Annotated in this window: 20 protein-coding genes and 1 pseudogene; 13 read left to right on the forward strand and 8 right to left on the reverse strand. The window is 50.3% G+C overall.

The genetic code is table 11. The annotated features are described in order from the left end of the window. Positions 1–16: 16 nt before the first annotated feature. From F7R06_RS03630 to F7R06_RS03640, 3 genes are all read left to right on the forward strand, one after another. A complete protein-coding gene (locus F7R06_RS03630) occupies positions 17–439 on the forward strand; it encodes a hypothetical protein (protein ID WP_090326209.1) in 423 nt (140 codons plus the stop codon). A 489-nt stretch (positions 440–928) separates the two neighbouring features. Further along, on the forward strand, positions 929–1,285 hold the full coding sequence (locus F7R06_RS03635) for a hypothetical protein (protein WP_090326214.1): 357 nt from the start codon (positions 929–931) through the stop codon (positions 1,283–1,285). A 163-nt stretch (positions 1,286–1,448) separates the two neighbouring features. After that, positions 1,449–1,817 (forward strand): hypothetical protein, encoded by a 369-nt coding sequence (locus F7R06_RS03640; protein ID WP_090326215.1) that lies wholly within the window; start codon positions 1,449–1,451, stop codon positions 1,815–1,817. Between the two features lie 442 nt (positions 1,818–2,259). Here the strand turns inward: F7R06_RS03640 and F7R06_RS30980 are convergent, their stop codons facing one another. The 3 genes from F7R06_RS30980 to F7R06_RS03655 are packed head-to-tail and all read right to left on the reverse strand — an operon-like array spanning position 2,260 to position 5,274. After that, positions 2,260–2,826 (reverse strand): ATP-binding protein, encoded by a 567-nt coding sequence (locus tag F7R06_RS30980; protein WP_245706724.1) that lies wholly within the window; start codon positions 2,824–2,826, stop codon positions 2,260–2,262. A 28-nt stretch (positions 2,827–2,854) separates the two neighbouring features. Continuing rightward, the gene (locus F7R06_RS03650) at positions 2,855–3,994 is read right to left on the reverse strand and encodes a helicase HerA domain-containing protein (RefSeq protein ID WP_245706725.1); all 1,140 of its coding nucleotides are present in this window, start codon (positions 3,992–3,994) and stop codon (positions 2,855–2,857) included. Beyond that, positions 3,991–5,274 (reverse strand): SIR2 family protein, encoded by a 1,284-nt coding sequence (locus F7R06_RS03655; RefSeq protein WP_090326221.1) that lies wholly within the window; start codon positions 5,272–5,274, stop codon positions 3,991–3,993. Before F7R06_RS03655 ends, F7R06_RS03650 begins: the two co-directional genes overlap by 4 nt. A gap of 505 nt (positions 5,275–5,779) precedes the next feature. Here F7R06_RS03655 and tnpA point away from each other — a divergent pair. Together tnpA and F7R06_RS03665 are read left to right on the forward strand one after the other, a co-directional pair. Continuing rightward, entirely contained in the window at positions 5,780–6,085 is a 306-nt protein-coding gene (gene tnpA, locus F7R06_RS03660; protein WP_090326223.1) for an IS66-like element accessory protein TnpA, read from the forward strand. After that, a pseudogene (locus tag F7R06_RS03665) lies at positions 5,997–6,377 on the forward strand (IS66 family transposase); the annotation flags it as partial. The gene tnpA and the pseudogene F7R06_RS03665, both read left to right, overlap by 89 nt. Positions 6,378–6,457: 80 nt before the next feature. Here the strand turns inward: F7R06_RS03665 and sdhC are convergent. Next, positions 6,458–6,835: a succinate dehydrogenase, cytochrome b556 subunit gene (gene sdhC / locus F7R06_RS03670; RefSeq protein ID WP_090326226.1), complete on the reverse strand. Its 378-nt coding sequence runs from the start codon at positions 6,833–6,835 to the stop codon at positions 6,458–6,460. Positions 6,836–7,054: 219 nt separating this feature from the next. Between sdhC and F7R06_RS03675 the strand changes: the two genes are divergently transcribed. Further along, positions 7,055–7,675 (forward strand): TetR/AcrR family transcriptional regulator, encoded by a 621-nt coding sequence (locus tag F7R06_RS03675; RefSeq protein WP_090326228.1) that lies wholly within the window; start codon positions 7,055–7,057, stop codon positions 7,673–7,675. A gap of 739 nt (positions 7,676–8,414) precedes the next feature. Then, a complete protein-coding gene (locus F7R06_RS03680) occupies positions 8,415–8,780 on the forward strand; it encodes a histone-like nucleoid-structuring protein, MvaT/MvaU family (RefSeq protein WP_090326231.1) in 366 nt (121 codons plus the stop codon). A 218-nt stretch (positions 8,781–8,998) separates the two neighbouring features. Here F7R06_RS03680 and F7R06_RS03685 read toward each other — a convergent pair whose 3' ends face one another. The 3 genes from F7R06_RS03685 to F7R06_RS03695 form a co-directional block, all read right to left on the reverse strand. Then, entirely contained in the window at positions 8,999–10,333 is a 1,335-nt protein-coding gene (locus F7R06_RS03685) for an MFS transporter (protein ID WP_090326232.1), read from the reverse strand. Between the two features lie 263 nt (positions 10,334–10,596). Further along, positions 10,597–11,727, reverse strand: coding sequence for a muconate/chloromuconate family cycloisomerase (locus F7R06_RS03690; protein WP_090326234.1), 1,131 nt, complete (start codon positions 11,725–11,727; stop codon positions 10,597–10,599). Between the two features lie 66 nt (positions 11,728–11,793). After that, positions 11,794–12,579, reverse strand: coding sequence for a dioxygenase family protein (locus F7R06_RS03695; RefSeq protein ID WP_159437827.1), 786 nt, complete (start codon positions 12,577–12,579; stop codon positions 11,794–11,796). A gap of 207 nt (positions 12,580–12,786) precedes the next feature. Here F7R06_RS03695 and F7R06_RS03700 point away from each other — a divergent pair, with 207 nt between their 5' ends. From F7R06_RS03700 to F7R06_RS03710, 3 genes are read left to right on the forward strand one after another with little or no spacing between them, the layout of a single operon-like run. Further along, positions 12,787–13,584, forward strand: coding sequence for an IclR family transcriptional regulator domain-containing protein (locus F7R06_RS03700; RefSeq protein ID WP_090326240.1), 798 nt, complete (start codon positions 12,787–12,789; stop codon positions 13,582–13,584). Between the two features lie 30 nt (positions 13,585–13,614). Continuing rightward, complete coding sequence (locus tag F7R06_RS03705) at positions 13,615–14,625, forward strand: cyclase family protein (RefSeq protein WP_090326242.1); 1,011 nt, start codon at positions 13,615–13,617, stop codon at positions 14,623–14,625. An 11-nt stretch (positions 14,626–14,636) separates the two neighbouring features. Beyond that, a complete protein-coding gene (locus F7R06_RS03710; RefSeq protein ID WP_090326245.1) occupies positions 14,637–15,707 on the forward strand; it encodes a maleylacetate reductase in 1,071 nt (356 codons plus the stop codon). A gap of 163 nt (positions 15,708–15,870) precedes the next feature. Here F7R06_RS03710 and F7R06_RS03715 read toward each other — a convergent pair whose 3' ends face one another. After that, on the reverse strand, positions 15,871–16,800 hold the full coding sequence (locus F7R06_RS03715; protein ID WP_090326248.1) for a LysR family transcriptional regulator: 930 nt from the start codon (positions 16,798–16,800) through the stop codon (positions 15,871–15,873). A gap of 315 nt (positions 16,801–17,115) precedes the next feature. On the opposite strand from F7R06_RS03715, the gene salA reads away from it, so the two are divergent. The 3 genes from salA to F7R06_RS03730 all read left to right on the forward strand — a co-directional run bounded on the left by salA (position 17,116) and on the right by F7R06_RS03730 (position 20,755). Further along, positions 17,116–18,402: a salicylate 1-monooxygenase gene (salA, locus tag F7R06_RS03720; protein ID WP_090326251.1), complete on the forward strand. Its 1,287-nt coding sequence runs from the start codon at positions 17,116–17,118 to the stop codon at positions 18,400–18,402. A 451-nt stretch (positions 18,403–18,853) separates the two neighbouring features. Then, positions 18,854–19,804 (forward strand): SphA family protein, encoded by a 951-nt coding sequence (locus F7R06_RS03725; RefSeq protein ID WP_090326253.1) that lies wholly within the window; start codon positions 18,854–18,856, stop codon positions 19,802–19,804. A 510-nt stretch (positions 19,805–20,314) separates the two neighbouring features. After that, positions 20,315–20,755: a CBS domain-containing protein gene (locus F7R06_RS03730; RefSeq protein ID WP_090326256.1), complete on the forward strand. Its 441-nt coding sequence runs from the start codon at positions 20,315–20,317 to the stop codon at positions 20,753–20,755. The last annotated feature ends 161 nt before the right edge of the window (positions 20,756–20,916 follow it).

The raw sequence follows: 20,916 nt of genomic DNA on the forward strand, positions 1-20,916 counted from the left end.
TCCACGGGAGTGTGAAATGTTTAGAAGTCATGAAACCGTTGCCGAGGGCACTCCTAATTTCTTCGGGGATGGGTATTCGAACTGGCGGATGTTTGAGCGCCACTTGGCTCATGCTTGGTATCACGTTGTCCTTGAAGAGCGATTGGAGGGCAGGGTATGGACACGCACCATGATGATTAGTGACGTCGATATGCTCGAAGAAATACTTTCCCAACAAACCAGCGATTTTGTCGTTACGGAAATTCAGGTCGTCACGCCTGGGTGGATGAACAAAGCCGGCAAATGGATTATGGAGGGGCTTTCGGGATTGCTGGTGGGATATGACTCCACGGGGCGTCGGGTTTGTCTTCACAACATAGATGACGAAAAGGCTTATACCGATGCGCCTGGACAACTAATTGATGCCCATTCCCTAAAAGGAATGCGAGTGATTTTTTGATCTAATCTCCTAACGTGCATCTGCAGCGATGAAATGATCGCGTAGCGCCCATTGCTGGAGACTCATTTGTTTAGAACGACTCGGAGAGACCTACAGGGCGGGCCTGATGAGGAACTGCTTCTTTGGAAAACCATCGACCTTTCCTTCAGTACGTACTCCTTTTTTGTAGAGGGTGTAGGTTCGATTAATGGAAAAATTGGGCCATGTAGGAAGCTTGTGAGTGACGAAGAGACTCTTCTAGAATTATGGCAAGGCGAGTCGGATTTTATTTTGGTTAACCAGGTGTCATTGTTTTCCCCACCTTGGATGAACCATCAAGGTCAGTACCTAATGGAGCCTCTTACCAAAATCATATTGCGAAATACTAAAAGAGACCCGCCCCTCTACGAATTCACGACAGAGACCGGGAAGATTTACACCAGCGCCCAAACGTCGTAACGAGGGGCTGGGTGGAAATCGAAGAAGAAGGAAATGCATTAGGAGGACATTTTGTCTGAAGTTATTAACGTGGAGTTCCACAGTAAGTGGCTGACCGACTTTGAGTTGATTCGTCTGGTGCGAGCAACAAATCAAAAGTACACCATTGCCATCACGGCATTTATCAGCGGTGCGATGGTCATAGATGACACATGCTTGGGTGTGGTCTTTGGCCATCTAGATAAGGATGACTTTGGCCGTCACGCTGATTGCTCAATCATCCAAACAGGAAAAATTCTATCGGCTCGAAAGGAAGGCCGGTTCTGGGTGCTATCAACGCATGAAGGACATTACGTTGTAGGTACCTTCAAGCGAGGCGGCGGAAGAGCTAGCCTGCTCCAGTTCCTCAAGTCCGGCGAACGCCTCTGACGATGCCTAGATCTCAAAGGAAAAGGGCTGATCGCAGGGACTATCGCGTCTTCCCTTTAGCACCAAGAGTTAGGTTTGTGGGTATCAGCTCAACAGCCACCAGAGCTGGCTCGGGCGAGGCACCTCAGCCACGTCAGATCATTAAAGTGGATGGAGATCTAACATGCTCGACACGAGCGACTCAGGCCGTCATGAGCGCCACCTGACTGACTTTCAACTCAAAAGGATCATTTGCGCCCAACAGTGGCCTTACGATTCACCGATCACTGGGTATCTTAGCGATGCGCTGTTCGTGGGCAATACGTGCATCGCCATAGTCTTTGATCACTCACGGAAAGGGCCTCGTGAGCAATTCAAGGATGGGAACATGATTCGAACCTCCCACATTTTATCTGTGCATAAAGAAGGTCGCTTCTGGGTTCTGACGACGCTGAACAGCTTGTACGTTATTGCTAGCTTCAAGCGGCAAATGGGCAGGTCGACGTTCAAGAAATTGGATGCCTTTGAACGCTTGAAGACTTGTGTCGGGTAGGCGATGGGGAGACGGTGTTGTTTGATCTCAACTAAAAGGGCCTTGCAGCATGGCAAATGAGGAACGGTGGACTGCTATTCGGGCAGCGATCCATTTCGATGAGTTGCTCGAGCACGTTATCACCACCCGAGAGCCAGTTTTCATCGACGGTGAGAGTAAGAGCGCGGTGCTGATATCAATCGAGGAATGGATTTCCGCCCAAGAAAAACGCAGGTATCCCTCTTCATCTACCCTCTGAAAAAGTCTCGTATTGGGACTTGACATGTACCCGTTGAGTATCGCTCCGATTGATGATCCGGAGCGCATTTTTAATGCATATCCTCAGGCTGATATGCATCTGCCATTTGCCTTTTTCGCAGGGTCGAGCGTCGCCAAACCTCATGAGCGTGCGCGTTTCTCTACCTGTTGCCCCGTTGAACTTGCCACGCACGGCATTCAAGCTTCAGCTACTGGAACCCCTCCAAAGCATTTGATAGCTGGGCCCATCTGAGAGCGGAGGCTGGGACGGCCTGTCGATCTGGATGGTAACAGGGATCGGAAAATCGACTCCCACGACGGCTACCTCACCTTGCTTGAGGTTCGGAAGAAAGGCAGCAGCCGACCTATCGATTTCTCCACAAGCTCTTTCGACAACGTCGCGATCTCGATCATTGGTCAGACGATGAACCAACATCGTCCCCATTTGACTCAGTACTCCTTCCGTAATGTCACGAGGCCTTTGAGTTGCGAGACAGATGTTCAGGCCATACTTACGTCCCTCTTTGGCGATCATTTCAAACGCATCAAGGTTTTGAAGATCGTCTTCACTGCCCACCGACTTCCCTAAGAAGTTATGTGCTTCGTCCAGGATCACCAAGAGCGGATTCGTGCGAAAAGCGTCTGCCCTAGCACGCTGCAGAAGCATCCGGCCGATTGCGTTAGCGACGACTTCTCGTGCGTTGAACTCGTAGCCGACAGCGCTAAGGCAGACACGCAAAAGCTTGGCGTCACCGTCCAAGAATTCGTCCATCTGAGCTGATAGACTTGGAAGTGCTGCGTCAGAATTGAAAACGCATGCAAGTGAAGGGGGAGTCCATAACTCCCGTGATTCTCGTCAGTAGCGATGAGCAATATGAAAGCTCGTTGTTGGCGGCGCCGAATCGGTCTAAGCCGTTTGCTCCTGCATCGGGGAAACAGCATTCCTGAACGATTTGCCGTACCAAAAGGCTGATGTCAAAAGGCTGCGTTGGCTTGTTTACGAGGCTCGCGTTCCCATTGGTGTTAAGGGCCCTTCTGAAATTCTCCTTAGAGGTGTTAATTTTGGGAATGTAACCTTGTGGAAATAGCTCCGGAGCCAGTGCGGCAAGGCGCAAGCTTCTAATAGCCTCTCTGAGCTTAGGGCCTTGCGTTTTTCCTGCAGGCTGGAAGAGGGCAATGAAATCTCCCTCCGTGAAATTGGTAGGAGGAATGACAATTTCTACAGAGTCACGATTCTCATGCAGCGGGTCACCCAAATGAAGGTGAACGGTATCGGCACCGCTGAGTGATCTGTACTCACTGGTCGCATCCAGCAATATCGTTTTTGAAGGATAGCGTCGACATTCTTCGATGATTTTTGAAGTAGTCCAACTTTTCCCACCTCCGGTCGAGCCCAAGATTGCACAGTGCCGGCCAAAAAGCTTTTCCGGGGTCACAGAAATTGGGAATCCACCCTCTCCTGACACCACGCCAAGATTGAGCGATACCGGTGGTGATTGGACGTCAATGCCCGCGCTGGTTAGCAGCGGAATCATCGATATGAATTCGCCTGGTGCCGAGTACACCCGGTCTCCAAGGCGTGGATATGCGGCGACGCCCGCCTGGACTTTCAAGCTGATGGGGTGAACTGAACCTAGCAGCCGAACGAAGCCAATTGCGTCGACTTTTCTGAGCCCGGAGAAATCCTGAGATATCTCATTGCGATCTCTATCGGGCAGGCTGACCTCGGTGATCCGGCCTAGAACAATGGACTGCTGTCCCTCGATCAGGACAAGCTCCCCAACTTCACCCTTGCCGTATCTCTTGCTACTTAAGTAGTGACCACTAGCTTCCCCGGCGTGAGCCAGATTTACCTTAACGTGCTGAGCCGCGACGCTAGATACAACTCCGATCTTGAGATCTGCTAGCAATATCCCATCGGTAGATATGTCAACAGTCATCCCTGATCTCTATGACCGAGCCTTCTCACGGCATTCGCCAACTGCTCTGCTGGGGAAATCGCGCGCAGGTAAGGGATCTGATCTACGACGTCAGAAAAAGAGCCCCCAACGAAATGGACGTCGAATCCCTTTTGAGACAACTCGTGGAATTTTGCCCAATAGGCGCTTGAGCCGTGGTGCCCTTTGTTATGCGCATGTTCAATGCAACGATAGTCGGTGAGGATCAATTTTAAACTGGGATTGGACTGGATCGCGGATAAAATCGGCTCGGATAAATGATCGTCGTTAAAGCCGAAACCGGAGACAACCAGACAGCTGTTGGGCTGACGAACGAAATCCAGAAACCGAGAAAGAAGCTCCAGATGCGGCTGAATGAATGCTTGTTGATATTTCCCTTTTGCAGGGTATATCAAGCAAGCGTCGTCTGGATGGGGTGACCCGTCTTCATAAATATCGTTTTCATTGCGAGTCCAGCTTACTGAACCGTGCAGTTTGTGAAGCTGGTATATCCCTTCTACAAACTCGTGCTTGTCGCTTTCCCTACGGACGATGTCGAAATCAAAATGACGGCCGTCAAATCTTCGTTTGCGGGTGTAGGAAAAGCCATCGACAACAACCATTCCCAGGTCAGATGCCGCTGTTTCGAAGCACATATCGTAATTGGTCGTGAAAACCTTCAAGCGGGGATCACGTACGCGGCGACGTGCAAGCTTTTGCAATAAATGTCTGTAGGAAGAGATGTCTGATTGAGTATTGTTCAAAAAATCAGTGCATAGATGCAAGATTATGGTTTTAACACTGCGAACAAACGAAGCGACCTCTTCGCTCTCATTGAATGCAAGAAACGCATCGCAACGGGAAAGAAAATGCTCAATATTTGGAGATTTTAGCTCAACGTATCTGACTGTCTCACAAACGGCGGCTGCACCTATCGTGAGCTGAGCCCCCGTTGAGTCCGTGCACATTGCCGCCGTCCATAACTGCCACATGCTAGGGCCACCCACTGGTGCAAGCGAGGTACCGCTACCGGCAAAAAAACCTAAATTTGGCATCTGTAAAGCGTTGCCGAAAAGGTCTGCTAAGGCCGAACGGTTGGATCGGACTCGCTGAAGTCCCGTGTCATCTATCTCATTAACGCCAGCTAATACTTTGAAAGCCGTCTCTGTTACGGGCAGCCATTCGGAGCTACCAGGGCGTAAGTACGCTAACAATCCATTGTGGGCAGGCGCCAAGGGCACGGGAAGAGCTAACGGTATCGGAGGCACTAAAGGAGCGGTCATGACAAAAATCCTGTTCGTCGGAAATCAGAGTGCTGTAACCCGTACGCCAGGTATGCATGCAAGCAAGTCCATGCCATCCGTGACGAATCCTCGAATAGTGGCACATCGGCGATGGTGAAGTAGAACGAAGATTCACTTCATCGTCGAAGCCGATGGGCTGATTATTAAGGGGAGCGTGCGTGCACATGATCCGCAAGCCTGATCCTCTTTGCGCTGATCGACTGCACCGCTCCTACGCGAGCTGCGAAAGCGTATTCCGCCCTAATGCGCCGGGAGATAATGGGCCAGGGTTTCACTACGCGGGTTGATCAGCTATGGACGGTGCACTGTAAATAGTGGGATGAGCGTGGCTGCGATGACAGGTCACGCTAACAATCGTTGAAAAGGAAAGGGCGTTGAAGATATGTAACCGTCCAGCGAAGTCACCTACCCGATCCCAGAGATAAGGGCGATGTTGTCCACTTAAAAATACGTGGACACTATCGCCCTTATCATCAGGATTGCCATGCGCCAAAGAACCTCTTATCCCAAACCCTTTAAAACCCAGATCGTCCAGGAGTGCCTGCAACCTGGCGTTTCAATGGCTAGCGTAGCCCTGCGCCACGGCATCAATGCCAACCTGGTTCGAAAGTGGATACCTGCTTATCGAGATCGTCAGGCGCCGGCGTTGCCCGCTTTTGTTCCGATGAAACTAGCGCCCGCAAGAAAAAGCGGCGCCATTAGCGAAAGCACTGCACGACTGGATGTTGACCCAGCGCGATCTTGTGCCCAACGGATCGGCAACGGCCAAAGCCTTGGATTACAGCCTTAAACGCTGGGTAGCGCTAACGCGTTACTTGGAGGACGGGGCTGTACCCATAGACAACAATCCCGTCGAAAACCAAATTCGGCCGTGGGCACTTGGACGCTCAAACTGGTTGTTCGCCGGATCGCTACGCAGCGGAAAACGGGCGGCGGCGATTATGAGCTTGATCCAATCCGCGCGCATGAACGGGCACGATCCGTATGCGTATCTCAAGGATGTTTTAACTCGTCTGCCGACTCATCGGGCGTGTAAAATAGAGGACTTGCTGCCACATAAGTGGCACAAGGCACTGATTTAACTCGTATTTCACACGTCAACACGTGACGGCGCAAAGCCAGCGAGCATCCATGGGCATCCACTGCAAGCTATCTCGAACCGTCAACCCCAGAGCCAAAACCCAGTAACGGCGATCAGGACTACAGAGACGACGAGCACGATCAGCGATCCACGCTTACCACCCTCCAAAGTTTCCCCAACGCCCATATCCATGATGAGATGTCTTACACCTGCTACCAAGTGGTACGCCAACGCCGACACGACGAACCAAACGACAACCTTCGCAAACGGCGTGGACAACATCGTCTTCATTTCATTGAACCCCTCCTCGGAGTTCAGAGATTTCCCCAGTGCATACAGCATCAGGAACACGCAGGGGAACAGGATTATTCCTGAGATCCGATGGAGTATCGATGTGATTGAGGTGATCGGATACTTGAAGGTTCCAAGGTCGAGGTTCACGGGTCTTTTCTTGTTCATATCCAATCCTGCACGGTGAGACAAGGCTCATCGGCGAACACAGGTCGCTTTTCAATGCGGCAACCGTACGCAACTGACTTTTTCGCTTGGGCGTTGGCGATTTATCTGAGGAGTCATAGCCACCCATAACAAAACCAGCTGGTTCATTTTACAGTTGGAGTCCTGACCTTGTACAAGCTTTTTTCGCTTAACATGCCGCTTTGCTGTGGAGGGTAGTCGATGAAGAAGAAAACCGAAGCGAGGCGTCTGGCCATCCGTGAAGCCGCAGGGCAGGTTTTCAAAGAACTCGGATTTGAGGGTACATCTATGGCTGAGGTTGCCCAGAGATTGGGTTACTCGAAAGCAACCTTGTACTCCTATTTCGATTCCAAAGAAGCGCTGTTCTATGAGGTGCTTATGGATTCGACGAATTCCCAAATGGACGAGATCTTCCAGATCATTGAGAAACCGCTAGTGAACCTGCGCAAGGATTTGGAAGTGCTCGGCGAGAAAATCACCGAGCTTCTCTATTCGGAAGAGGTGATGGCTGTGCGGCGCCTACTGTTATCCGAAGCCGGGCGAAAGAATGAGTTGGGCCTTAAATGCTACCAGGCAGGGCCCGCCCAGTTTCTTTCAGCCATATCACAAAGCCTGCAAAACGCGATGGGTCGAGGGCTGTTGCGACAATCAGACCCAGAGGTAGCAGCACTTCATATGCGAGCGTTGCTTGAAGCTGAATGGATCGATCACTTCCTGTTCTCGACCTCGAAGTCGGAAAGTAAGATAAAGATTCGGGCTACCACGGGGCGGGCTGTGGAGGCTTTTCTTCTCGCCTATGGAGTACCTATGTCCAAGCCATGAAGCTTTGAGAGCCAAAGCTCAACGACGCCAAACGCTGGCACCGCTTCCAATGGCCTGTGATCATGTGAGAGATAGCTATTGCGCTGAGCAATCGAACTCCGACTCATAACGGGATAACTTGACACGTATATTCGGTTGAGGACTGCAGTGATTTCGTCATCCAGTACGTTCTGCCGCAGCTCGAGCTTTCGCGATACGGTCAGTCGCTTGTCGAAGCCCGAGCCTCTCTTCGAAGATTTCTAGGCGGCTTCAACGAAGAGCTAGAGGTGTGTTCAGATGCGCCACATTGGGATTGGGGATTTTTCCATGATCTCGCTTGTGCCGATCATCAATCCTGGCCAGTCCAGGTTCTGCATCAACCGACCAACCTTACAAGCCTCTTCAATCAGGTGAATGCGGAAGCTCTCGAACAGGTAGAGCTGTCTGATCTGCCACACCATGCGTTGCTAGATGCGCGAATGCTTGCAGAGCTTCTCAAAAGCTTGGCCTCCCGGCTTGTTTTGTCATCATGAAGGCGCATCACAACGTAGATCGACCAGCTTTGGACGGTGTACTGCAGGTGATTCGAGTTTCACCATCGGTGGGGAATCGGCAAAACTGAATTATCTCAAATTATGGCTCAGCCATAATTATTGCTGAGCCATAATTTTCAGCTGCTGTCTCAGTTGTCGCCAGCAGTCCCTATTACACTGTCCGATTTGCAATATACTGTTAGGTAACTACTGAAAAGAGATCTCTCATGTCCAAACTCGCTGAATTCCGCCAGCTCGAAAAACACCTCGCCGAACAGCTCGAGGCTCTCGAAGCCCTGAAAGGCGATGCTGGCCTCAAGAAAGAAATCGAATTTGAGAACAAGCTACGCGCTCTGCTTGCCGAGTACGGCTACAGCCTGAAAGACGTGATCAATCTGCTTGATCCACAGTCCAGTCGTCGTGCACCAGCCGCTGAGCCCCAAACCAGTACTCGGAAGCCACGCCAGGTGAAGGTTTATAAAAATCCTCATTCCGGCGAAGTTGTCGAAACCAAAGGCGGCAACCACAAGACCCTCAAGGAATGGAAAGCAGAACACGGCTCCGCGACCGTTGAGTCCTGGTTAACCAAATGAGTTTGGTCTGAGTACAAGGAAGGGCTCTCTGACAGGCTGTGTGTGTGAATCTAGCAATCCGCATAGAGCTCAAAGAAATGCTCCGTATCAAAAGACACGGAGCATTTTTCGTTAGGCCTACATTCAATGAGAGTACCGCAGCGAGACCAGTCTATTTCCGGTCTCGCTGGAAGAGTTGATCCTCGAAGATCACTTGGTTCGGCTCATAGACCTGTACGTCAGGAGGCAGGTTTAAGCGCTACCTGCAAGGTTGTAGGCTTAGGCATAAGCCAAACAACTATCGCTGCGATCACGAATGTGATGGCGAATAGGAGATATATGTCAGATGGTTTCCAACTGGCATCAATCAATCTACCTGCCACAAGAGATGAGAGTATGGCACCTATTCGTCCCATACCGATCCCCCATCCTAGCGCGGTAACACGTCGCTCGGCCCCATAAATGGTAGGTGTCAGTGCGAACAAGCCTGCCACGCAACCATTCAGCAGAACTCCAATAATCAGGATTAGGACGTAAGCCAAGCTCAAGCTTGAGGTGAAATGAACGAAGATAGCGAGGAACAAGGCATTGAGAATCAAATAGCTCATCAAGACCCGAGAAAGCCTGTATCGGGCAGCGAACAATCCAATCAGAAAAGTCCCAACAATTCCTCCTACATTGAGTAATACGCCTCCGGTGATACCTTGTTGATTCGTAAGGCCAGCAGAAACCAGAAGCTTTGGCGTCCAGCTCATTACGAAGTAGAAGCCGAACATCACTAGAAAAAAACCGGCCCAGACCAATAGGGTGGAGCGCAGAAGATCGCGTGAAAACAGCGCAGTAAACGCATTGCGCGGGGAATCTTTCGCGCCTACTGCAACCTTTGGCATCTCGTTTATCTGATCAATCCCTACTCGATTCAGTAGCCGATTAACTTTGTACAAGGCTTTACGGGGCTGACGTGAAATTAGAAATGCGATGGACTCGGGAAGCGCGAAATACATGATCGGAAGCGTGAGTAAGGTGGCGACTCCGCCATAGAAAAATACTGAGCGCCATCCAAAATGGGGAATGATCTGCGCCGCAATCAATCCACCCACTGTTGCCCCAAGCGCATAGGCCGTTGCTTGTAGGCTGATAGCCAAGCTTCGCCACTTCTTGTTGGCATATTCACCAGCGATGACATAGCTGCTCGCGATTACACCGCCAATTCCCAGCCCTGTCAGAAGCCTTAAGATACCGAGCATCGTCACGGAGGTCGCCTGGGATGAAGCCAGCATTCCGATGCCGGCAATTGATATGCTGAGTAGGATCAGCGGACGGCGGCCGAACCGGTCTGCCCAGGGGGCAATGAAAAGCGAGCCGAGGCCCATTCCTACCAGGCCTGCGCTGAGTAAATAGCCAAGCTGAATGCCGCTAAGTTCCCATTCATTTGAGACTGATGCAGCTGTAAATGCCATTACCAAAACATCGAAGCCATCGAGCATGTTGATGAGAAAACAGAGAGCAACGACTGCCCACTGAAATCTCCCCATCTCTTTATGATCCAATTGATCGCTAATAGACCTGTTCATAATTTTCCTCCCAGAAAAATATTAATCGGAAGGAGCTTTAAGGCGGCCGAACCCACCCTGCCTTGTAGGGGACTTTTGATATGCATTGGATACCTTCTTGTTTTTGTTATACGAGCAACGCAAGGGGCTGCACTTTGATATGGTGAGGCTCAGGGTGCTCTCAATTCCGTAAACACCTGGAGCGATTGGGAAATAACGACCTAGGCAACTTCGATGAGAGAGCGAGAGAATAAACGCTCTCTACCTCTTTCATATTTCCATGCTCAGCCCCCTGTATAGCGAAGGGTTCTGACCAAATCTTCGTCTAAAACCATTCCCAATCCATGGCCCTGTGGCACTTCAAGGAGGCCATCCCGAGGTAGTAGCGGATTCTTGACAATATCCGCCTGCAAACGTAAAGGCCCGAACAGCTCCGTTCCAAGATGAATTTCCGGCAAGCTGGCATATAGGTGTGCACTCGCAGCAGTTCCAAGGGAACTCTCCAATGCAGTCCCTCCATAAATTTTCATGCCGGCCGCTGATGCAACGTATGAGATTCGTTTGGCCGCCAAGAGCCCGCCATCTCGAGTAGGCTTGAGCGAGACCGCTGAAGCTGCCCCGTAACGAGCTACCTCAAATGCCGATCGTAGATCTACCAACGCCTCGTCAGCGATGATCTCCATGGAGGTAGAGTTACGGAGCCGTGCAGCACCTTGGTGATCTGCGCTTGGGAGAGGCTGCTCGATACACTCGATACCTACCTCTTCCAGTAGAGGAAAATATCGCAATGCAGAACTCAAATCCCAACCCTGATTAATGTCCAGAATTATTGAAGCTCGTCCCCGGAATGCCTCGGCAATACTAGCAATACGCGATAGCTCGTCATCTGCCTTACCAACTCCGAACTTCAGCTTGAATCGCGAATGCCCACGAGCCTGAATCGCCCTATCGCCTTCTTCGATGTCTCCCTTTTCAGACCCGGTAGAAAGAGTCCAAGCGACTGGTAGCTTACTACGACATTGACCGCCTAGAAGACTTCCGGCTGACAGCCCCGTCCGCTTCCCCACTAGGTCAAACGCCGCCATTTCGAGCGCAGAGCGTGCGGAAGCATTACCACGCACAAGGCGCGAAAGCTGATTGCTGAAGTCCTCCACGCCACCATAGGAAATACCCATGATCTGAGGTCGCAAATATTTGTCGATTGCCGCTTGAACGGCCTCGATACTTTCTCCACCCCAGTACGGCCCTCCCATCACGGTCGTCTCTCCAATACCCTCAAGGCCGCTATTGTCGGTCAGGCGGACAAGGAGCAAGTTGAGGCGATCCAAGGTTCCGAATGACATGCGAATGGGTTCGGAAAATGGAATATCCAAGCGTTGAGAAACAACGTTTTCAATGATGAATGCGGATGACATTGATCGCTCCAAAATTAGGAAAAAGCCCGACAGCAATCAGTCAGGCTTTAAAATGTAAAAGCTTCCTCAAGATGGCAGTGTGAAGTCGTATCTGTACACGTAGAAGGGGTCGGAAAGACCCCGGCGCGCTATCTCTGCGGGATCATCGACGTAGCTAAAAACGCCGATCAAACCTTCCCGTACCGCATTGGCGACGTCATTTTTAAGATAGTCACCACCGGCGAAGTAAAGCTGCGATGTCATCTCAACATGATTGGGATGACGCAGTTTCATATGAAGGTGTGCCGGGCGGAAAAAGTGACGGCCTAGCTGACTAAGTACATAACCGGTAGGCCCTGACTTAGGGATTTCGTAGGGTGGAGGCAAAATCGTCTTGACCTCAAATTTGCCGTCCGAATCTGTGTTAAACCTACCGCGCAGGTTGAAGTCGGGGATCCCTGGGTGAATGTTGGAATACAAGCCTTCAGCGTCGGCATGCCAGAGGTCAATTTCCATTTCCGATATAGGGTTTCCCTTTGCGTCTCTAACTTCTCCTGTAAAAAAGAGGATGACTCCCGCTTCATTTGGTCGTTGAGGCATGACGCTTGGAGCGGGAAGAAAAGGAGCATTTGGAACGTAGAAAGGCCCTTCGATCGCCTCTGGGCTTCCCTCTCGATCTACGTTACCTGTGTCAGTCGCCCGGGCTTCGAAAAATACATCAAAGAGGAGCGATTCCTCTCCCTGCTTGATCGACGAAACGATTAAATCGGTCGCAGCGCGATATTCGTCGTGATTTACCTGATGGCGCTCCATGAAATCAAGGAGCTCTGACTCAAGCGCAGAAACCAATTCGGCTAATCGAGCGTTACTCATTTTTCCTCCGGGTCGCATCGGTCGGACGCGATATCGCCTGTTTTATAGTTATTTACCAAGGGTTTAGGTAGCCCTGAAACGATGGCACTTGATCCCAAACCCATTACCGTTGTACGCTATGCGTACTATCTGTACGGCATGTGAACATAGTGGTTATAATCCGCCTGCGTGTCAACACCAGGCAGTCACGCAACCAAGGGGTAATTGATGACTGACGAATTCATTGAGGAAAGGAATGCCGACCACATACAGTCGATAGAGCGCTGTATGACGGTCATTGCCTCCTATACCCACCAAACCTCAGCAAGCACGCTCAGCGAGGTCGCACGACGAACCGGCCTGAGCAAGCCAACGGCCAGGCGAATCTTGCTCACTCTTGAGCGACTGGGGTACGTACAACAGAGGGAGTCGACGTTCAGCCTGACGCCCAAGATGTTGGAGCTAGGGTATGCCTACCTTTCCTCGCAGAGCCTTACCCAGATCGCTCAAGTTCGCCTTGAGCAATTGACAGATCTCCTAGATGAAAGCACCTCATTGGTGGCACTGGACGGCACGGACGTCATCTACGTCAGCCGAGTGCATCGTCACCGGATTACCGGTATTACGCTGGCTGTCGGGACACGCCTGCCCGCACACGCCACATCTTCTGGGCATGTCCTCCTAGCAGGCCTCAATACTCGGGCTTTAGAGCGGTACTTGGAAACCGCCAACCTTAAAGCCCTTACCGACAGAACAATTGTCGATAGAGTTCAGTTGGAAGAGAGAATCGCTGCAGTGCGCATCCGAGGTTGGGATGCAGTAGACCAAGAACTTGAGATCGGTCGCAGATCTATAGCCGTACCAATATTTGACATGCAAGGAAATGTTACAGCAGCACTTTCCCTGTCCTGCGGAACTACAGGTAGGACGCTTGAGGAAATGTGCGAGTACTACCTTCCGCATCTGTTGGGTACGGCATCTCAAATAAGTAACGCCTTAGGCCATCGGCCTAAAAACTCCCCGTAACAATAACAACTTCGAGAGAGGTGCCATCAGATGAGCTTCAATTCAAAATCGCTGCCAACTTATGAGCAATTGCTTGAACGCAAAGATGCTCCTCCAGGGTCAAGCTGGGGGCTGTTTGGTGACAACGACCAGGTAGGCACGCTCAATCTCATCAACACAGAGTCACGCTTGCGAGGCATTGCCTCTGTCGTTGATGGTAAGGCGTTTAGCCTCGATCTACCGTCGACGTCCATCTACCCCTCTCTGGCACCAACACGCAAGCCTATTGCACACCATATATTTCAACGTAATGATTTTCACCACGACGAGTGGCTAGACAATTTTTACACGCAATATGGCAGTCAAATCGATGGACTGCGCCATATAGGGCACCCCGAGTACGGATTTTACAATGGCTATGACCATACTCAGTTCAAACCTGGTACCAATACACTAAGTATCCATCATTTCGCGGCGTTACCTATTGCAACTCGCGGAGTGTTGATCGATGTGGAACGCTATATGGCCAAGCAAGGCTTAACTCTGGATCAGTCAAGCGGCCAAGCCATCTCGGTTGATATTCTGGAGGCAGCTAGAAAAAGTCAGGGTGTTGAGATTCAGTGGGGTGACGCTGTGATCATCCGGTTCGGCTGGCTCGATTACTATCTCAACCGCACGGACGAATCAACTCGGGCCAACCTTGTCACAGAGCAGTTTCACCCCGGTCTTGAACAATCCACCAAAACTCTTTCCTGGCTGTGGGATAACCGGATCAGCATCATTGCCGCCGATAACTTCGCATTAGAATGCTGGCCAGCTAAACCTGATAGCCCGTTTTTCACGCCTGGGGAGCTTCGCCATGAAGAATGCAGTGCGCACGCGGGCATCATGCACCGGGCCATCATTCCACTCATGGGTATGCCCATTGGCGAGCTCTGGAATATTGATGAACTGGCCAAAGCATGTGCGGCAGACGGGAGGTACACGTTTATGCTAACCGCCGCACCTTTGCCCATCGTAGGTGGCGTTGGTTCGCCCGCCAACGCTATCGCGATTCGCTAAGGAGATAACACGTGCAACGATTTAATACACCTTTCGTATACACCAGCGCTCAATCGCGTGTGGTATTCGGCGCCGGCTCGATCGATTTCTTGACTCGAGAACTTGATCAATTAGGACTTAATAAGGTTTTGATTGTTGGTACTGCTGGCCAGCGAGCTTTCAACGAGGAACTACGCCTTAAATTAGGTGGCCGCATCGTAGCTTGCTTCAGTGAGGCGGTCATGCATACACCGGTCTCCGTCACTAACGAAGCCATGAGCATCGTTGAGTCGCATCAGGTCGACGGCGTTGTAGCTGTTGGCGGCGGGTCTAGTATCGGTCTCAGCAAAGCGATCGCATTTCGAACCGGTCTGCCCCAAGTCGTCATCCCCACAACGTATGCAGGTTCAGAGATGACTGCAATCCTGGGGGAAACCGAAAACGAACTTAAGGTTACGAAGAGTGACCCCAAAATTCGTCCCAAGGTGGTTATTTACGACGTGAACCTGACTACGGGGTTACCTGTAGCAATATCAGTAACCAGTGGAATGAATGCAATCGCTCATGCTGTAGAAGCGCTTTATGCCCATGACACCAATCCGGTGATCGCGACACTAGCCGAAGAGGGGGTGCGCTCCTTAGTAAAAGCATTGCCATTAATCGCAGCAAATCCAGAAGATTTGGATGGCCGTAGCAATGCGCTCTATGGCGCATGGCTCTGTGGTATTTGCCTAGGGTCAGTTTCAATGGCGATTCACCATAAGCTTTGCCATACGTTGGGAGGCACCTTCAACCTACCCCACGCAGAAACCCATACGGCTTTACTTCCTCATGCTTTAGCCTACAACGCAGGCCACACACCTCAAGCGATAGAACGCCTGCGTCGAGCTCTTGACACTATCAGTCCAGCGCAGGCGCTGTATGATTTGGCTAAAAAATTAGGGGCACAGATGTCGCTTAAAGAATTAGGCATGCCGGAAGAAGGTATTCAAAAGGCTACTGAATTGGCCTTTAAAAACATGTACCCCAATCCTCGCACGTTGGAGCCAGAGGGAGTCAAGGTGCTGATCACTCATGCATGGCAGGGAAAACGTCCCCTATAGGTAAAGCAAACTGGTCAATGGTGCGCTATTGACCAGTTATCGCACTCAATAAATTAGTTCAGCTTCATTCTTGTCGAAATCAATTGCACCTATAGATATTGACAATAGGCTGGCGATCACGACTTCGCCCCGAGCATTAATATTACATAAATATATACCTTGATCAGAAGTCAAATATTCGATTGTACTTGGCTTCCAGCCAATCTGGTCTCTCTGCATATAGCTCGCGCGTCAACTGTTTTATTGTCTCAACTATTGACTCATTATCTTCCAATCGGTAACTCATTATGAGCGGAGATACTGCTTCAGGCTCACTTATTATTCGATAAACCAAGTCAGACCTAAGATGTCTTGAAGAAGCTGGTATTACGCAATATCCCGACTCGGCCGAAGCCAATCCTAAGGCGGTTTGTAGATCACCAACCGTATGAATTATCGAAGGGGATGAACTGTGCAACCGTAGTAACTCCAGTACCTTATCGGCGAAACTTGGATGAATGTGCGCTGGATAAACGATGATTGGAAGATCTCCGAGCTCAGTAAGAGAGATATCGTCTGGTACACTCGCCAGCGCGAAGCTGGGCGGAAATGCCGCAAGAAGTCTCTCCTCTCGCAGCACGGTTCTACATATCTCATTAGAGTCTGTATAGATACGCCCAAATCCCAGATCTATTCGTCCTTCGGCTAAAGCTGCGACTTGTTCGCCTGACGACATTTCCAACCACTTTACTTCTAAATCAGGCCTAACCCTCCTGAGTCGGCGAATGACTGTTGGGAGTGCAGCATAAAGCGCGGAAGCAACGAATCCAATTGTCAGTGTTTTCTTTGTGCCTAAAGCAATTTGTTGGGCATTAAACTTCATTTGATCTAAACGAGCTACTACACTAACTGCATCTTCAAAGAGCCGTTGTCCCGCTTCGGTAAGCTGAATTGGTCGAGTATCCCTTAGAAACAAGGAAAAACCCAATTCTTCCTCCAGCTGGAGTATCTGCTTACTAAGAGATGGTTGAGCTACATGCAGGAGCTCCGCTGCCTTAGTGAAATTTTGGGTCTTTGCGACGGTGATAAATCGCTTCAGTTGACGGATTTCCACAGTAAGCCACTCCTAGTTTCTGTACGAAAGTTACTTCCACAAACACAGCAGCGAACGCGAAAACGTGACTAGGCAGCAATATTTTTTCCAGCTTGTCTTAGCACGTAACGATTCTTCGATTTTCCTTCTGTCTCCTTTCGAGACCTTTCTCATTTGCCTCGCCTTTTTAGGTTCCAAAACCTAAGCGCCTCTGGATCAGGCTCTCACCCTATACTATAGACCAGAGGCTATGATGCATAGTTATAAAGTCTTGGACGTCAACCACCTCCAGTGAGGAAAATTCATTACCTACAATCACAAAACAAAAGGTGCTCCATGAACTCATCACCTCTGCGTGTAGCAATTGTTGGTGGCGGTATAGCTGGGGCGGCTTTGGCGCTAGGCCTCAGCAAAGCCCCACACATCCACGTCAAACTATTTGAAACCGCTTCCGCATTTGGTGAGATCGGCGCGGGTATATCGTTCGGTGTGAATGCCGTTGAGGCTATTAATCGTTTGGGCGTTGGTAACGTCTATCGAGACATCGCGGATAGCACTCCCGCACCTTGGCAGGATGTGTGGTTTGAATGGCGGCACGCGGATGATGCATCTCTGATTGTGGCGACTTTAGCACCGGGCATTGGCCAGTCCTCCATTCACCGTGCCGATTTCATAGACATGCTAGAAAGGCGTCTGCCGGCAGGTATAGCGTCGCTAGGAAAACATCTTCTGGGTTACGAAGAGAATCCTGATGACGTCACGCTGAAGTTTGCAGATGGGAGTACTTACACGGCCGACGTACTGATCGCAGCAGACGGTATCAAATCCACAATCCGTAATTCCGTTCTGACTGCTGCAGGTCACGACCGCGTTGATCCTCGTTTTACTGGCACATCCGCATATCGAGGGCTCGTTGAAACTGCCGTGCTACGGGAAGCATTCCGAGCCGCTTCGCTGGATGAACACCTCCTGAATGTTCCCCAAATGTTCCTGATTGAGGATGGTCACGTCTTAACTTTCCCAGTAAAAAAAGGTCGCTTGACCAATATTGTTGCCTTTGTATCTGACCGAAGTGTAGCTGAGCCAGAATGGCCAGCGGGCCAGCCTTGGGTTCGCAACGCTACTACGGATGAAATGCTGCATCGATTCGATGGTGCGGGCTCTGCAGTTAAGACGTTGCTATCAAGCATAAAAAATCCCACGCTGTGGGCCCTACACGATTTCGATCCTTTGCCAACTTATGTCCATGGTCGGGTGGCTCTGATTGGTGATGCGGCTCACGCGATGCTTCCCCATCAAGGAGCAGGTGCAGGCCAAGGGTTAGAAGATGCATTCTTCATGACCGAAGTACTCAGCAATCCTGCCCATGGTGTAGCTGATGTGCCTCGTCTGCTAGCTGCTTATGACGACACACGTAGAGCGCGCGCTTCGCGAGTCCAGCTAACGTCACGGGAAGCTGGGGATTTGTACGAATATAAAACTCAAGGCGTTGGGCGGGACACTTCGAAGCTGAAATTTTGCTTAGAGAACCGAATGGACTGGATCTGGAAGCATGATCTTGGCGAAGAGGTGCAACAAGCCATGAAAGACACTATGCGTGAAGTGCATCCTTCCCATTCGTAGAGAGGCAATGTCGAAAGTCAAAGATAAATAGATACTCTTGCAAGTTTTGATCTTCGCGAGCTTGCACCCCGCGAAATATTGGCTGGCAAGAGTAGGCGCAAAAGTTTCTATTATCGATATGCTCCAGGTTCTGCTGAGATTACGACCCTTAAACAGGGTACTAGCAGGGGCAACCCTAAGGCCATATAACCACTGGCCTGACAGACTCATTAAGTTTTGTCGAAAGGTATTCTATACCCCCCAACTCAACTCCACGCAAGTTGGGCTGGGGTAATTTTTCGGCGACGCTAACTGTAGATCGCCCCCTAGCGATTTATTCGCTCGGAGCAACTTAAGCTGTACACCTATGAATATTTTATAACCACCTGCAGGCAGAGCAACGCTTCCATTAGAAACTCCGAAACAAAAACAGCTCAACATATAAAAACAATCAAAAAGTAGGGTTTAAATAATGAAAAATAAAAAATGTACTGCTCGGCGTGCCTTATCTCCCGCGTCGATTACTCTTGCCATGCTTCCTTTTTTTACAGGCGTTGCTGTCGCTACAGAAGGGGGTGGATCAGTATACCCTTCTGGGGTGAATACCGTGCTCTCTGGAAAGCTTCCCCCTCCCGGCTTGACCAATTTCGTTTATGTATCAGACTATAAGGCAACTAAAACCATCGGAAACAATGGATCCGAGAAGCCCAACATTCATAACTTCGATCTTGATGTCAAAGCGCTTGCATTGCGTTTCGACTATACTTATTCAGATTACTCAATTCTCGGTGCAACACTCTCGAGTCGATTTATCATTCCGCTTGTCAAAGGCAATGTCAGCTTTGACGTTGATACGCCAGCAGGACGCGTGCACAGAAGTGATCGCCAAGAGGGAGTTGGCGATATTACGCTTGTTCCACTACTTTTGGGATGGAGTTCGCCTGGATTGAGTCAAGTCGTAGCGGTAGATATTTTTACGCCAACCGGCTCTTATGACAAAGATAGGCTTTTTAATCCTGGCCGAAATTATTGGTCTTTCGCCCCTTGGTACGGGATAACGGCATATCCCATAAAAAATCTTGAAGTTAGCGCCAAGGCACTCTATATAGTCAACAAAGAAAACAGCGCAACCAAATATAAATCAGGCAATGAACTAAATATAGACTACAACATAGGGTACAACATTACACCGACGCTCCAGCTTGGTGTAAGCGGTTACTTTTACAAACAAATAACCGGTGACGACCAAGATATTGTCACTACTAGCACAGAAGACAATAAGGGGCGCGCATTCGCAATAGGCCCAGCAATGAAATATCAAACCCCTGCTTGGGGCTTTGTTGCAAAATGGCAACATGAATCAATGGTGTTAAACAGAGCTGAAGGCGATAAGTTTTGGCTCCAAGCAGTTTTCCGGTTTTAATGCCGTAGAGTCTAGCAATCAGTGCTGTCATCTCAGTGCTCACTAAGATGACGTGATTCACAGTAGAGCTTTTGATTAGCCCTATCCGCTCTGATAGCTCGCAAACTTTTTTGGTCGTTCGTGCCTGGCTGGTGCGAGCGGCCCTTTTTATCCCCGCCGCCCCCTACAGCGTTAGCTTCCGGTTAGCTTTTCAGACTCTGTACCTACTCACTCACGTGTCATGAGTGACAATTATCTCTAGCTCGGGATCCTGGATTTCCACATAGGATGAAGTCTCTGTCGGGTAGCACAAAGGCTGCCTGGTTTACATCAGATTTACTGGGAACGGATTCCTCTGGACACCCCCTCGGTCAACGACGATCGATCGGCCGTACTGGTAATTGGGGGACATTGGTGCATCAGGCAGGGACGTCTGGCTTCAACACAGCAAAAGAACAAGCAAAGGTGTCTGTCACCGAATGGTTTCAGGCGTTTTATTTCTTCTAAACGTAGTTGGCTTCGGAGGTGTGTATGAAAACAGCCGCGCAATTGCTGAAACTGAAGGTCATGAAAAATCAGCAGGTGCATAGTATCGCTCCAGATCAGATGGTGCTTGAAGCGCTGAAGATGATGGCGGAAAAGAATGTGGGTGCTCTACCCGTGATAGAAAAGGGGCTGGTGGTGGGCGTTATCAGCGAACGCGACTATGCGCGCAAGGTAGTCCTACAGGGGCGCTCTTCGGTCGGTACGCCGGTCAGGGCCGTCATGAGCGCTCCCGTCGTTACGGCGGACAGCCAGCAGAGCATTGAGCGTTGCATGGTGGTCATGACCGATAGTCATCTGCGCCATTTGCCAGTGGTAGAAGGTGATCAACTGATTGGCCTCTTGTCGATTGGTGACCTGGTGAAAGAAGCCATCATCGAGCAGGCCGATCTGATCCAGCAATTGGAGCACTATATCCGCGGGCATTAACGCGAATAAGGTGAGGCGGATCCAGGGCTCATGGGTACGAAGGCTCGTGAGCTTGAAATTGATATCCACACTCGAAGCAAAGGCGCGATTTGGTACCCGATCATTCGGGTGTCATCAGCACTGCGAGAGTTAGCTCCTGGTCTCTATGTGTCCAAGGTGGA

The sequence above is a fragment of the Pseudomonas moorei genome, assembly GCF_008801475.1.
Classification (GTDB): Bacteria; Pseudomonadota; Gammaproteobacteria; order Pseudomonadales; family Pseudomonadaceae; genus Aquipseudomonas; species Aquipseudomonas moorei.